This is a genomic window from Mastigocoleus testarum BC008, assembly GCF_001456025.1.
Lineage (GTDB): Bacteria > Cyanobacteriota > Cyanobacteriia > Cyanobacteriales > Nostocaceae > Mastigocoleus > Mastigocoleus testarum.
Window position 1 is genome coordinate 102,911 of record NZ_LMTZ01000096.1, and the last position, 14,933, is coordinate 117,843.

Annotated in this window: 10 protein-coding genes; all 10 read left to right on the forward strand. The window is 37.2% G+C overall.

The window, feature by feature from the left end:
* The first annotated feature begins 468 nt into the window (after positions 1–468).
* The 10 genes from rfbF to BC008_RS20640 all read left to right on the forward strand — a co-directional run bounded on the left by rfbF (position 469) and on the right by BC008_RS20640 (position 14,559).
* Entirely contained in the window at positions 469–1,242 is a 774-nt protein-coding gene (gene rfbF / locus BC008_RS20595) for a glucose-1-phosphate cytidylyltransferase (protein ID WP_027840270.1), read from the forward strand.
* 85 nt (positions 1,243–1,327) lie between these two features.
* On the forward strand, positions 1,328–2,539 hold the full coding sequence (gene lhgO, locus BC008_RS20600) for an L-2-hydroxyglutarate oxidase (protein WP_027840271.1): 1,212 nt from the start codon (positions 1,328–1,330) through the stop codon (positions 2,537–2,539).
* 423 nt (positions 2,540–2,962) lie between these two features.
* On the forward strand, positions 2,963–3,991 hold the full coding sequence (locus BC008_RS20605) for an NAD-dependent epimerase/dehydratase family protein (protein ID WP_027840272.1): 1,029 nt from the start codon (positions 2,963–2,965) through the stop codon (positions 3,989–3,991).
* Between the two features lie 481 nt (positions 3,992–4,472).
* Entirely contained in the window at positions 4,473–5,438 is a 966-nt protein-coding gene (locus BC008_RS20610; RefSeq protein ID WP_058183801.1) for a glycosyltransferase family 2 protein, read from the forward strand.
* A 106-nt stretch (positions 5,439–5,544) separates the two neighbouring features.
* Positions 5,545–6,090: a dTDP-4-dehydrorhamnose 3,5-epimerase gene (gene rfbC, locus BC008_RS20615; protein WP_027840273.1), complete on the forward strand. Its 546-nt coding sequence runs from the start codon at positions 5,545–5,547 to the stop codon at positions 6,088–6,090.
* A gap of 501 nt (positions 6,091–6,591) precedes the next feature.
* On the forward strand, positions 6,592–7,905 hold the full coding sequence (locus BC008_RS20620) for an NAD(P)H-dependent oxidoreductase (protein WP_027840274.1): 1,314 nt from the start codon (positions 6,592–6,594) through the stop codon (positions 7,903–7,905).
* A gap of 1,092 nt (positions 7,906–8,997) precedes the next feature.
* On the forward strand, positions 8,998–10,206 hold the full coding sequence (locus BC008_RS20625; protein ID WP_027840275.1) for a glycosyltransferase: 1,209 nt from the start codon (positions 8,998–9,000) through the stop codon (positions 10,204–10,206).
* Positions 10,199–10,960, forward strand: a complete 762-nt coding sequence (locus tag BC008_RS20630) for a PIG-L deacetylase family protein (RefSeq protein WP_027840276.1) — start codon at positions 10,199–10,201, stop codon at positions 10,958–10,960. Before BC008_RS20625 ends, BC008_RS20630 begins: the two co-directional genes overlap by 8 nt.
* A gap of 218 nt (positions 10,961–11,178) precedes the next feature.
* Positions 11,179–12,279 (forward strand): glycosyltransferase, encoded by a 1,101-nt coding sequence (locus BC008_RS20635; protein WP_027840277.1) that lies wholly within the window; start codon positions 11,179–11,181, stop codon positions 12,277–12,279.
* Positions 12,280–12,303: 24 nt separating this feature from the next.
* Positions 12,304–14,559: a GumC family protein gene (locus BC008_RS20640; protein WP_027840278.1), complete on the forward strand. Its 2,256-nt coding sequence runs from the start codon at positions 12,304–12,306 to the stop codon at positions 14,557–14,559.
* The last annotated feature ends 374 nt before the right edge of the window (positions 14,560–14,933 follow it).

A 14,933-nucleotide genomic window follows, 5' to 3' on the forward strand; every position in this document is an offset into this window, starting at 1 on the left:
AAAACCCTTGATTGAATGAAATTTAGTTTTTCCCAAAGTTCCTTGCAAGAAAATAAATGTAATAATCTATGAGAGTTAAGATTGATTATTAACAAAAGGTTTGCATAATAGCATCAATTATTTCAAAGATAAAAATATAACCATTTTTTCTCATAACACCCAGATTTTTTGTAAAAGAATTTTAATACAAAATTATTTTATACATTTCAATATTTTTATTTAAAAATACTTGTATATTTCGAGCTTGATTAAGTACTTCAGTGTTAATATCGTGTGTATTATATTTTTAGTAAACTTTTTCAATTTTTCACACACTAAACTATTTTATTTACCTTTTCTTTATCCCTGTGGATAATAATATAGTTAAATTTATTACTAACAAAATTAATATTTATTTTTGTATTGTAATAAAATTCAGCAGTTTTATACTAATCTGCTCAATATGCAAATAAAATTAGAGGTAGTTTTATGAAGGTAGTAATTTTAGCTGGAGGTCTTGGTACTCGCCTCAGCGAAGAAACTAGTGTCAGACCAAAGCCAATGGTAGAAATTGGTGGCAAGCCAATTCTATGGCATATAATGAAGGTCTATTCAGCCCATGGCATCAATGATTTCATTATTTGCTGTGGTTATAAAGGTTACGTCATCAAAGAGTATTTTGCCAACTACTTCTTATACATGTCAGACGTGACTTTCGACATGCGCTACAACCAGATGAATGTTCACTCTGGTAATGCAGAACCTTGGCGAGTTACTTTGGTAAATACTGGCGACACTACGATGACAGGTGGACGCTTAAAGCGGGTCAGAGAACATCTTGGAAATGAAACTTTTTGCTTTACGTACGGTGACGGTGTAAGCAATATAAATATCACTGAAGCAATTAACTTTCACAAACAACAAAATACCCTAGCAACATTAACAGCAGTTCAACCTCCAGGACGTTTTGGTGCTATTGTCTTAGGTCAAGAACAAACAAAAATTACCAACTTTCGCGAAAAACCAGAAGGTGATGGAGCATGGATTAATGGTGGATATTTTGTATTAGAACCAGCAGTAATCGATTTAATTGCTGATGATAGTAGCATTTGGGAAAGAGAACCGTTAGAAAAATTGGCAGAAATGGAACAGTTATCTGCTTATAAACATTATGACTTTTGGCATCCGATGGATACATTAAGAGATAAAAGATATCTTGAGGGACTGTGGAATAATAATCAAGCTCCCTGGAAAATATGGTAACTGATGCAAATAATTGGTTAATTTAATTCATTCATTATCCGAACAGGGACTGGGAATATTAAATAAACAGGGGAGCAGAACATTAATGTACGATTTTGCAATTATTGGTGGTGGAATTGTCGGTCTGTCCATCGGTATGAAATTAAGTCAAACTTACCCAGAGGCAAGTATATTAATTTTAGAAAAAGAAAACCAATGGGCTGCCCATCAAACTGGCAATAATAGTGGCGTAATTCACTCTGGTATTTATTATAAACCTGGAAGTTTCAAGGCTAAATTTAGTCGAGATGGTTGCCGCTCAATGGTTGAATTTTGCCAAGAGCATAATATTGACCATGAAGTTTGTGGCAAAGTAATTGTTGCAACAGATAGTTCGGAATTACCCCGCCTGGAAAATCTCTACCAACGCGGTTTAGAAAATAATATTGAAGTCAAAAGAATCGGTCCAGAAGAAGTTAAAGAATTTGAACCCCACGTTAACAGTGTTGGTGGAATATATGTAGCATCCACTGGCATTGTTAATTACAAGCAGGTCTGCTTTAAATATGCCCAAATAATCGCAGAGGGTGGTGGAGATTTACGTCTTAACACCAAGGTTCAAAAAATCTTAACTCGGGGTAATTCTCAAATACTTGAAACTAATAACGGTACATTTGAAGCTAATTTTATAGTCAACTGTGCTGGTTTATACAGCGATCGCGTCGCCAAGCTTGGTCATGTTAATCCTCAAGCCAAAATAGTACCTTTCCGGGGTGAATACTATGAATTAACACCAGAAAAACGTTATCTAGTCAAAGGATTAATTTACCCGGTACCCAATCCAGACTTCCCCTTCTTGGGAGTACATTTTACCCGCATGATAGATGGTAGCGTTCATGCTGGTCCCAACGCCGTTCTTAGCCTCAAGCGTGAGGGTTACAAAAAATCAGACTTTAATTTACGCGATTTTACTGAGGTAATGGCATATCCTGGCTTCTGGAAATTAGCAGCTAAGCATGCAGATGAGGGCATCAAAGAAATTATTCGTTCTTTCAGTAAAGCGGCTTTTGTGCAAAGCCTGCAAAAATTGATTCCTGAAGTTCAAGCACAAGATGTGGTTCCAACCCACGCAGGGGTTCGAGCTCAAGCATTAATGAGAGATGGAAAATTGGTGGATGATTTTTTGATTGTTCAAGGTCAAAATTCAATTCATGTTTGCAATGCACCTTCACCTGCTGCAACTTCTTCTTTAGAAATAGGTAAAGCCATTGTCGAAAGGATTAAAGAACAATCGCCGTTACAGCCTGTGTTGAGTTAATTCTCTCGTAATTATTGCTTGCGTCTGACAAACAAAAATTGGCGCAGGCAAATCTAAATTATAGGTGGATAAAATAATCTCAAATTTACATCTATTACATCATTAATAACAAGTTAGGAGATGGTTTATTGGTGTAATAAAGCGGTTTAATTGCTTGTTGCAAAACTATATTTCCTGGGTAAAAATATAGGTTGATTTGGCTTGCTGATACCAGTTACTGCTGATGTAGTCAGTGTTATGCAAACACACTTTCCGAAATTTTTATCAAGAAACATGGATTATGAAATTTGTGTCAATAAATACTGTTAAAATTTAAAATTTGTTGACATAAGGGCTGACTAAAAGTTAGTCTAAGCGCCAGGTAAATAGCTTGATAAAAGCAAAAATAGAACTGAACAAATTAACTAATAGGAATTGGCATCTATGAAAATTCTTGTCACTGGAACTGAGGGTTACCTAGGGTCATTATTGCCTCCTTTATTATTAGAAAAAGGGCATGAAGTAATTGGTGTGGATACAGGTTTTTATAAATCTGGTTGGTTGTACAACGGTACTACGCTAACAGCGAAAACTTTAAATAAAGATATTCGCAATATAACCAAGGAAGACTTACAAGGTGTAGAAGCAATAGTCCACATGGCAGAGTTATCCAACGATCCAACCGGACAACTTGCGCCAAACATTACCTACGAAATTAATCATAAAGGTTCTATTCGTCTTGCTGAATTAGCAAAATCAGCTGGAGTGCGTCGATTCGTATACATGTCTTCATGTAGTGTTTACGGCGTAGCAACTGAAGGTGATGTTACAGAAGAATCTCCAGTAAATCCTCAAACAGCTTATGCCGAATGTAAAACTTTGGTAGAAAGAGATGTTCAGCCAATGGCAGACGACAACTTTTCCCCAAGTTTTATGCGTAATGCAACTGCTTTTGGTGCTTCTCCCAGAATGCGCTTTGATATTGTTCTCAATAACTTAGCTGGTTTGGCATGGACCACCAAAGAGATAAAAATGATTAGTGATGGGACTCCATGGCGTCCTTTGGTTCACGCTTTAGATATATGTAAAGCTATTGTTTGTACTTTAGAAGCGCCCAGGGATATCATCCACAACCAAATTTTTAATGTTGGCGATACAAGTAATAACTATCGAGTTAAGGAGGTCGCTGAAATTATTGCGAGTATATTTAAAGGCTGTGAATTAAGCTTCGGCGATAGTGGTGGGGACAATCGTAGCTATCGAGTATCCTTTGAAAAAATTAATACTAAGTTGCCCGGTTTTAAATGCGATTGGAACGCTCAACTTGGCGCTCAGCAGCTATACGACCTATTTGAGCAAATTGATATGACTGAAGACATGTTTCAATTTCGCGGCTTTACACGCTTAAAGCAGTTAGAGTATCTTATTCGCACTCAACAAATAGATGGAAATTTCTTTTGGAATAAGAAGTAAGTATTAGTTAAGTTCCCAGCAGCAGTGTTTAATGCTCCGAATCAGAAAATTTATGATTCGGAATAACTGTGTGTAGCAAGATAATTTGAATCAGAGGGAATAATAAGTAAGGTTTTTGTCATTAAAAAAATTCTGACAGTTAACCATCAGCCAATGAATAAGGTTATTAATTATTCGCCATTAACAAACAAATTCTTGAAACTAACAGTAATGCACTGTTTGCTGACTCGGCTAGCGAAATCATTGTTCTAACACAAATGCTTATAAGTCTTGTCTGACGTGGACTTACTTAGGAAAACTTCATTGATTATTTATCTACCTAAGTTCAACAACAGTATTTGTCTATGACTAAGCATGGGGTGGTAGCTTGTTCTAGACCAGTTTTCTCTCAAGAATTAAACAGTGATGCGGTGAAAAACCTTTGAGTAATCTCGAGCGCAGATTACCCAAGTGCTGAGTAGTTATTTTTGTGGTTGTCCTGATGAACAAATTATTAACAATTGCGATTCCGACATTTAACCGTGCGGAATTATTGGATAGACAACTAGCATGGCTGGCTGGTGCAATTAAAGGATTTGAATCAGAATGCGAAATTTTGATATCCGATAATTGCTCCACTGACGATACTCCCAAAGTTGTTGAAAAATGGCAATTAGCTTTCGAGAACACTAAATTTATCTCTAAGCGCAACCAAGAAAATATTGGTGCGGTGAAAAATATTGCATCATGTATTCAGAGTGCGACTGGTAAATATGTGTGGACAATCAGCGATGATGACAAAATATTCGATCAAACAGTTGCTTATTTAGTCAAGGTTTTAAAAAAGTCTGCGGATTTAGCACTGGTGATTTTAAATTTTTCTAAAAGTGATGCCAAAACCGGTAAAGTTTTTGAACCGCGTTGCTTTGATGTAGAGAGAGATGAAATTACCAGCAATGGAATAGCCTTGTTTGAGCAGCGCTTAGAAGAAAGCATTGGCGGCGTAGGACTGACAACGGCTTTAGTCTATAAAACAAAATTAGCACAACGTGCGATCGGTAAATGGGAAACAGGTCTAGAAAATCTAGCAGTTCAAATTTATTGGACAGCTTTTTGTGCAAGTCAAGGTACTGTTCGTATTACTAAAGAGAATTACTTAGAATGTGTTGCTGGCACCCATTATTTTATGGAAAATCCCAAACTCTTAGTTGCCCTGGAGTATGCTGATATTCCAGAGGTGTTAGCAAAGTTGCCAGAAGTCGGTTTTTCTAGCAGTTTTAGTAGAAAAATGGTTCTGAGCAGATTGATTCACTTCAACTGGAGGGTATTGTTTGGTGCTTTGAGAAGATGGCCTTTGATTGCCATAAAAGCGATGCTTACTTATTTATTTTGTGTTTATCAATGCACTGTGGGTAATATTTTTCATCCACCTTTAAATCCAAGACAACTCAACCTGGAAAATAACTAACGCAAATTCACGAATTTTTACTTTATCTTAAACCAGGGTTTTATTAAGTTTACAGTCAAAATTTAGAAAGCATCTTAATCCCAATATTTACTGCTTGAGGTTAACAATGAAATTTACTGAAACAAAGCTCAAAGGCGCATACATCATCGAATTGGAAGAGAAGCCAGATCATCGTGGTTTCTTTGCCCGTACTTTTTGCGCGAAAGAATTTGAAGACCACGGACTTAAACCAGTAGTAGCCCAGTGTAATTTATCCTATAACCATAAAAAAGGTACGATGCGGGGGATGCATTATCAAGTTTCCCCTGCTGCTGAAACCAAGTTAGTTCGCTGTACTAGAGGTGCCATCTACGACGTTATTATTGATATGCGTCCGGAGTCTCCTACTTATCTTTCCCATGTCGGTGTGGAGTTAACTCAAGATAATCGTAAAGCTTTATATGTACCAGAAATGTTTGCCCATGGCTATCAAGCACTTACAGATGGTGCAGAAGTTGTCTATCAAGTAGGAGAGTTTTACACACCTGGTTATGAGCGGGGTCTGCGCTATAACGATCCATTTTTTAATATTCAATGGCCTACCGAAGTAACTGAAATTTCAGAAAAAGATTCTAATTGGCCTTTGATGACAATGATGAGAGTAGGGGGTTAGAAGTTAAAATTTTCACTTTTAAAATTCTTAGAATTTACAATTTTTCACTCTCTTAATAGATTTGCAGAAGTTTAGGCTGAATTATATTGCGCGTAAAAATCTATAGATATGGTTGCCGCACAATCTCCGGATTATTTTATCAACTACCTGAATAGAAGAATACGATTTTTGCCATGGGTAGTTAAGATAAATCCTTTATTAAATTTATGGACGCTAAGTAAATTAACAAGACTTATTGGCAATATTTCTTCTATAGATAAGTAAATTAATCTCAGTGAAAACTAGATGTTTCAGGAATGCCAATTTCCTATTTTGTCGACACTGTGCTCTTGTAAATACTATGCGTCTGCTAATATATTGCGCTACAACGTAAAATTATCGCTGCTAAGAGTGTGAAGAATAATTTGTGAAATTTGTGAAAGGTTAATCTCCTACGAAACTTAGAAAAAATATTAAATCCTAGTTAATTGCAAAATTACTTTTGAAAGGAAGTCTAAATCCATGATTATTGTAGATCGTGCTTTACAAGCTCGTGCCGAAGCAGGTAATCCAATCAAAGTTGGGATGATTGGAGCTGGCTTTATGGGTAGGGGTATTGCCAATCAGATTGCTAACTCAGTTCCTGGTATGGAATTAGTTGCAATTTCTAATCGCAGCATTGATGCAGCTAAGCGAGCTTATTCCGAAGCAGGAATTGAAGATTTTAAGGTTGTTTCCAGCGTCAGCGATTTAGAAGCTAGTATTGCTAATAACAGCTATGCTATCACTGAAGATGCAATGTTATTGTGCCGTGCTTCTGGTATTGACGCTTTAATTGAAGTTACTGGTGCAGTAGAGTTTGGCGCTCATGTAGTCATGGAAGCGATCGCCAATGGCAAGCACGTAATTATGATGAATGCTGAGCTTGACGGTACAATTGGCCCCATCCTCAAAGTACACGCGGACAAAGCTGGAGTAATCCTTTCAGCATGTGATGGCGATCAGCCTGGGGTACAAATGAACCTTTATCGTTTTGTCAAAAGCATTGGTTTAACTCCCCTGCTATGTGGAAATATCAAAGGTTTACAAGACCCCTATCGCAATCCCACAACCCAAGAAGCATTTGCGAAACGTTGGGGACAAAAACCCCATATGGTCACTAGTTTTGCTGACGGGACAAAAATCTCCTTTGAACAGGCAATTGTTGCTAATGCAACAGGTATGAAGGTTGCTAAGCGTGGGATGTTAGGTTATGACTTCAAAGGTCATGTGGATGAAATGACCAACATGTATGATGTCGAGCAACTTAAAGAGCTAGGTGGAATTGTTGATTATGTAGTTGGAGCAAAGCCTGGTCCAGGAGTATTTGTCTTTGGAACCCATGATGACCCCAAGCAACGTCATTATCTTAATTTATACAAATTAGGGGAAGGTCCACTCTATAGTTTTTATACTCCTTATCATCTGTGTCATTTTGAAGTACCAATATCTGTCGCTCGTGCTGTTCTCTTTCAAGATTATGTTTTAAGCCCCTTGGGAGGTCCAATAGTTGATGTAGTAACCACAGCTAAAATCAATCTTAAAGCGGGTGAAACTTTGGATGGTATTGGCTACTATATGACATACGGACAGTGTGAAAACTCCGACACCACCCAAAAGCAAAATCTTCTTCCAATTGGTTTAGCTGAAGGTTGTCGCCTCAAGCGAGATATTCCTAAAGATGCAGTACTAACCTATGAAGATGTTGAATTACCGCAAGGTAGATTGTGCGATAAGCTCAGAATGGAGCAAAATAATTACTTTGATGCTTCTAAAAATTTAGCAATGGCGAGGTAATAGCTGAAATTACTTTATATTGCTTTTTATCCCACTGTTATGATTCGTTTAAAAAGCTGCGAGTAAATAAAAAATAAAAAAGAGTCTCTTGCCTTTGTTCGGGGTATAGAGATTCTTTTCTCCCTAGTAAAGACTAAATTTCACTCCAAAGGGAACAGAAAAGTATTCTAAAAACTATACTGCTGTTACGTTCGCAGTCTAATCTATTTGATTTGCATCTACCTTGCTTGAATTGGATTCACTAACGTTGCGTTCAGAATAATCTTGTAAATTGCTTATAATTTCCGAGCGAAAACAGTAAAGCAGTGTAGCGCGAGGTAATCAGGTTATGATGTTGGTTAAGTCTGAAAGCTATAATTAGCAAGCTTTTGAGCCAATACGTGAGGTGAATTTAGTCGTGGGCGCGGCCCATTATGACTTGCACGTAGCACTATAGCTAAGCTTTCCCCCAACAATATACATAGGATGGGTGCTGAAAAATATATAGGGTGGGTATACTCCTCAGGAAATATAGCACCACGTAATAAGGTTAGGACATTGGTAAATCCCGCAAAGTTATGAGTTATGAGCTTTTTGTTGCCGGATCCGCGCCTATGACTAACGTTACAAGGCGCGGTCTTTTAATTTATGTCTACGGACACGCGCTTAGGCTAACGCCGACGCCTACGGTTAAGCCTCACGGCAATTCTTCGCTAACGTTGTCAGAAACCTGCAATCCGCTAATGACTTGCGCGTAACGCTATATCAGATACTAAACTCAAATATAGTACAAGTGTTTTTGAATGTCGGAAATTAAGCACTCCACTATTGACAAACTTAAAAACTTAAAATTTATCTGGACTATCTGCAAAGTACTTGATAGGATGAATCGTCCTAAATTAACTTGTAACATTTTTATTCCAAGTTTTGTATAAGTTAATTGCCTTCATACTTAAACTTAAGAGAAGAGGTATAAGAAATCCACTATATAAACCATCAAATCTTATTCTTTTAAGAAAGTAAGGCTTTGTGTATAAGAGAACTTTTATTAATGCGTAAGTTTTAAAATAAACTTATTGAATTAGTTAACTCCACATCCCAGGTATGTAAAAAATGCAAATCAATATCGTTAATCGCATTACAGATAGCGTCAACCTAGTCACTTCTAAAATCCAAGGTCGTATTGAAAGAAGACGAATAATATCTCTTAACCCACCTCAAAATCCGATTGGTAACGTACTGATATCTTATATTCTTACTCCTTTCCTCTTAAAACCTGGCGAGGAAATGCCATTATCCCATACTCACTTTTGGGAATGCTTACAAATGGCAAAAACTTTCCTGGATATGGGTTATTGCGTTGATGTAATCAGATTTGACAACGATGTATTTATTCCACAAAAAAAATATGATTTTTTTATTGAGACTCGATGGAATCTACAACGAAGTACACCTCACTTAGATCAAAATTGCATCAAAATATTTCATGCTGACGCAGCTCATCTAATATTTCACAATGCTGCAGAAGCTAATAGACTCTTACAACTACAACAAAGAAGGGGATTAACTTTAACACCCCGTAGGTTTGAAATGCCGAATAAGGCCATAGAACACGCCGATTGCGCTATTGTTCTAGGGAATGAATTTACCATAAGTACTTATAAATATGCAAATAAACCTATTTATAGAGTACCCATTTCAACGCCAGTACTTTACCCTTGGTTTGAAGATAAAGACTTTTCCACTTGTCGTCGACGTTTTCTCTGGTTTGGTAGCGGTGGTTTAGTTCATAAAGGATTAGATTTACTTTTAGATGTCTTTGCCCAAATGCCAGATTATCATCTGACCATTTGTGGACCTATTAATAAGGAGAAGGACTTTGAGGCTGCTTTCGAAAAGGAACTTTATCACACTCCTAACATCGATACTATTGGTTGGGTTGACATAAGTAGTAAAGAATTTTTGAAAATTCTTAACAGTTGTGTTGCTGTTATCTATCCTTCATGCTCGGAAGGAGGAGGAGGATGCGTCATTACTTGCATGCATGGAGGATTAATTCCCATTGTGAGCTATGAATCGAGTGTGGACGTGAATGAAGATTGTGGGATTATATTGCCAAATTGTTCTTTGGAGGAAATTAAAAATGCAATTCGTACCCTTGCAGATTTTCCAACTCAAAAATTACAACTAATGGCAAAAAACTCTCGAGAATTTGTCAGAGAACACCATACTCAAGAAAATTTTGCTCGGGTATATTCTCAAACAATCAAACAAATTATCAAAGACCGCACTTCAAAACAGCAGCTAGCCAGTTATGTCTAAATTAACCTTGAAAAATCGGCTACAAATATTCACAGGAGAAGTAGTTCGCAATATTAACTCAAAAGTACTTTTCCTGACTGCAAAATTTAAAAGCCAAAGGATTAAGGCTAATAATAAAACGGCTATAGTATTTTCTCCACATCAAGATGATGAAAGTCTTGGCTGTGGGGGTATGATCGCAATCAAGCGTTCTTTGGGGGTATCTGTCAAGGTCGTTTTTCTAACTGATGGGCGCTACGGTAGACCAGATTGGATCGAACCAGAAGATATTATCCAGTTTAGGCAAAAAGAAGCAGAAACTGCTCTTAATATTTTGGGAGTCGAACAATCTGATACATACTTTCTTGGCGAACCGGATGGTAGTCTTTCCCAACTATCGGAATCACAAAGATATGACTTAATTTCCCGTTTAAGCAAGATTTTAAAATCATCGCGCCCAGAGGAAGTTTATGTGCCCCATAATCAAGATGGTCACCCCGACCATGAAGCCACATTCGATTTAGTTTTAGCAGCGATCGCCCACTCCGGTCTGGAAACAGAATTATTCCAGTACCCAATTTGGGTATTTTGGCAAAATCCTTTAAATTCTAAACTGCATCGAGAAAACTTAACAAATGCACACCGTGTCTCTATAGCTGCAGTTAAAAAGCAAAAAAAACAAGCTATTGAGAGTTACAAATCCCAGTTAAGATACTTACCCTACGGAGTTTTGGCATCTTCTTTGAACTCAGAGGAAATTTTTTTCAAAAAGTAAACATAAATTATTCGAATAATTAACAAGACTTTCAGGAAAATTTATAAAGTCTTGTGGATCTACGTAGAGAATAGAGTATATCACTCAGTCAATTCAACTAGTTAAAACAATTAAATTTGAAAGATTAAATCCGAACAATTAAATCTAAATCTCTATCTCTACGTATATCAACTGATTATTCAACAAGTACTTGTATAGCTTAAACCTATTAAGAACCTATGAAAATTGCTCTAGTACATGACTATTTAACACAAAAAGGTGGCGCAGAGCGCGTATTCGAATTATTATGCAAGCGTTTTCCTGAAGCAGATATTTTTACATCTTTATACGATCCCAAAGCGACTATAGATTTAGGCGAACGGATCGTAAACACCACATTTCTCCAAAAAATTCCTGGTGCTGCTAAATATTTCCGAATGATGGCACCTTTGTACTTCCCGGCATTTCGGGCCTTAAATCTCCAGGAATACGATTTGATTATCTCCAGCAGCACTAGTTTTGCAAAAGCAGTACAAAAAAAACCAAATGCAAGACACGTCTGTTTTTGTCACAATGTAACCCGTTTTTTGTGGGATACTCAAACTTACCTTAGAGAATATGGAGATTATAGATATTTCGCACCTCTAATTGAAAAAATCTTTGACATGATGAGAAAGGTAGACTTGAAATATGCTCAAGAGCCTGACCTTTACATTGCTAATTCCAGCGTAGTAGCTCGCAGAATTAAAGAAATTTATGGCAAAAAAGCCATAGTTATTAACTATCCCATAGATACTAGCAAATTTAGTTTTTCGCAAAATAAAGATGAATACTATCTTGCTTCAGCCCGGATGATTAGCTATAAACGTCTTGATATAATAGTCGAGGCTTTTAATTGGCTGGGTTGGCAATTACTAATATCTGGGGATGGTCCCGAAAGAGAACGTTTGCAGTCTAAAGCTTTAGATAACGTTAAATTTTTGGGTCATGTTAGCGACACCAAGCGTACTCAGTTGTTCTCAAAAGCCAAATCCGTAATCATTGCTGCTTTAGAAGACTATGGACTAGTTCCAGTTGAAGCAAATGCTAGTGGGACACCAGTGGTTGCTTATGGCGCTGGCGGTGTTCTCGATACTCAAATTCCTGGCAAAACCGGAGTATTTTTTAAAAGACAAACTCCCGAATCACTGCAAGGAGCCCTACTAGAAAGTAGAGAAATCTCTTGGAATTATGACAGTATTCGCAATCATGCAGTGAAAAATTTTTCAGAACAAGCTTTTTTTAATAAAGTAGAGCAAGTAATAGAACAATCTTGTAGTCCACAAAAATCATTCACCTGATTTGTTCATTCAAGGATAGTAAACGTGATTCAAAACAGTCTGAATCCCAACTTAAATCCATCCCCTGAGCCAGAACCAGGGTATGGACAACTGTTTGCGATTTTAATTCGTAGATTTCCTTGGTTTTTAGTAGTGTTTAGTGCTTCTGTGGCGATCGCGGGCGCGATTACAGAAAGAACCCCTCCTAAATACAAAAGCTCTATGGAGCTATTAATTGAACCTAATTATCAAGGGAAAGGACAGCCTACTGACGAAAATAAGTTCAGTGATCCATCAATTGAAGTAGATACAGCAACTCAGCTTAAACTGATGCAAAGCAGTGGACTTATTCAGAAAGCTGTTGACAGACTCAAACCAAAATATGACGATATAACCGTAGAAGAAATTAAACAGTCTTTATCTTTAACGCAATTAAAAGAAGCAGAAGATAATACTCGCACGAAAATTATTCAAGCAGAATATCAGGCAACTGATCGTAATAAAACCCAGGATGTACTGTCTGCAGTTAAAGAGGTATATCAAAATTATAATATTGAGCAGCAAAGACAACGTCTGCAAAGAGGCCTCAAAGTAATTCAAGAACAATTAAATCAAGCAGAAAGGGAAGTTGCTACCTCTCAAAAACGTTTAGAAAATTTCCGTCGGAGTCAAAATTTAATCAATCCCGAAGAGCAAGCACAAGCATTAGAGAATGCACTAAGAAATATTCAAACTGAACGGCGTGCTACCCGCAATCAGTATGAAGAAGCAAAAGCTAGTTTCAAGTCAGTGCAAGCGCAACTTAATAGAACACCTCAGAATGCTTTATTTTCATCCCGATTAACCCAGTCCCCGCGCTATCAATCTTTGCTAAATGAGATCCAGAAAACTGAGCTAGCAATGTCTCAATTGAGCTTGCGCTTCACAGCTAATCACCCAGATGTAGTTAAGCTAAAAGATCAACTTAGAGACCAAAAACAGCTTTTGCAACAAGAGGTTAGACGTGCTTTGGGGGGACAAACTCAAGGAATTAGCGTATTAAAGGGTAATATATTAGACCAGGGTCAGCTAGGTCAAATAGATATAGATCTTGCTGCTAAATTAGCGCAAACACAGACGAACATACTAGCATTAGCGGCACGAGATCAAAGTTTAGAGAAAAGAGAACGGCAATTACGTAATGAGATTAAACGCTTTCCTGTTCTACTCGCGAAGTACAGTCTATTGCAGCCACAGGTGCAACGGACCCAAGAGAGATATGAAAATTTATTAAGAGCAAAACAAGAATTACGACAAGAGCTTTCCAAGGGTGGATTTAATTGGAAAGTTGTTGAGGAACCACAACTGGGTTATTTTGTTGGGCCCAATCTCCGGCAAAATCTTTTACTAGGTGGGGTAGTGGGATTAATATTGGGAGGTATTGTTGCCTTTGTAAGGGAAGCTTCCGATGATGCGGTACGCACGACTGCGGAACTAGAAAAGCAAGCAGCCTTACCATTATTAGGAACCACTCCGAAATTACCCCCAGCAAGACGTAAAGATTCAGTCATTAAATTACCATTTGGTAGACCGCAACTCCTCGCTCCTTGGACTATCCAAGTACTTCAATCTCCTCCGCGCTGGGAATCTCTGGATTTAATTTATAAGAACATAGAACTTTTAAATTCGGTTACCAATTTAAAATCTTTGATGGTTACCTCAGCTTTAGCTGATGACGGAAAATCAGCTTTGGCTTTGGGTTTAGCAATGAGTGCTGCACGTTTGCATAAAAGGGTATTGCTGATTGATGCCAACTTGCGGGATCCTAGTTTGCACAAACAACTTAATCTTCCCAACGAGCAAGGACTGTCTACTCTGCTTGCAAGCGATGAAAGTTTACCGGAACAAATTAAAATTCAGTCTTCTGGTTCCTCATTTATCGATATTTTAACTGCAGGACCACTTCCAATCGATCCGGCGAATCTTTTAAGTTCTCCTAGAATGGCACAACTAATGGCATCTTTTGAAGAAGATTACGATCTAGTAATTGTTGATTCTTCTCCAGTTTTAGGATTAGTTGACGCTTTGCTAACAGGTTCGTCTTGTCGAGGAGCTGTAATGGTAACAAGCATTGGTAAAATAACTAGAAGCCAGCTTGCCCAAGCTACAGCAATGTTAAGCAAGTTAAATTTGATTGGCTTAGTAGCAAATGGAGTATCCAAAACCAACAGTTCTTACATACCCTATCGACAGAATCAACAATTAGCGCTGGAGCAAGCTGTAGAAAAGATAGGAAATGGCAAATTTGAAAAAGAATTTTAGTAACTTTTCCAAAAATAATTACTGTCTAGAGACGTTATATTGTATGTAACGTCTTCTAGATGTTTTCATAAGCAATTCCCCTAATTTTGGATAGTTTAAGTTTTATGTTTCCAATGGCTCTAATTCTTTAAATACCGTTCGCTTACAGAAATTTGATTATACTGGTATAACAGACGTAACTGATTTGTTAAATAATTCATAATATATACTCTAAGGGATTTATTTCCAGAGTAATTTCTAAATCTTATATTTGCGACTGATTGTAAAAATATCTCTTCGATTATCAATCAGTCGCTTTTTTCGTCTAATAATACTTTGGTAAAATTTATTTTCCGGCAATCATTTTCAGACAAAAATATTACCGAAAAAAGTTC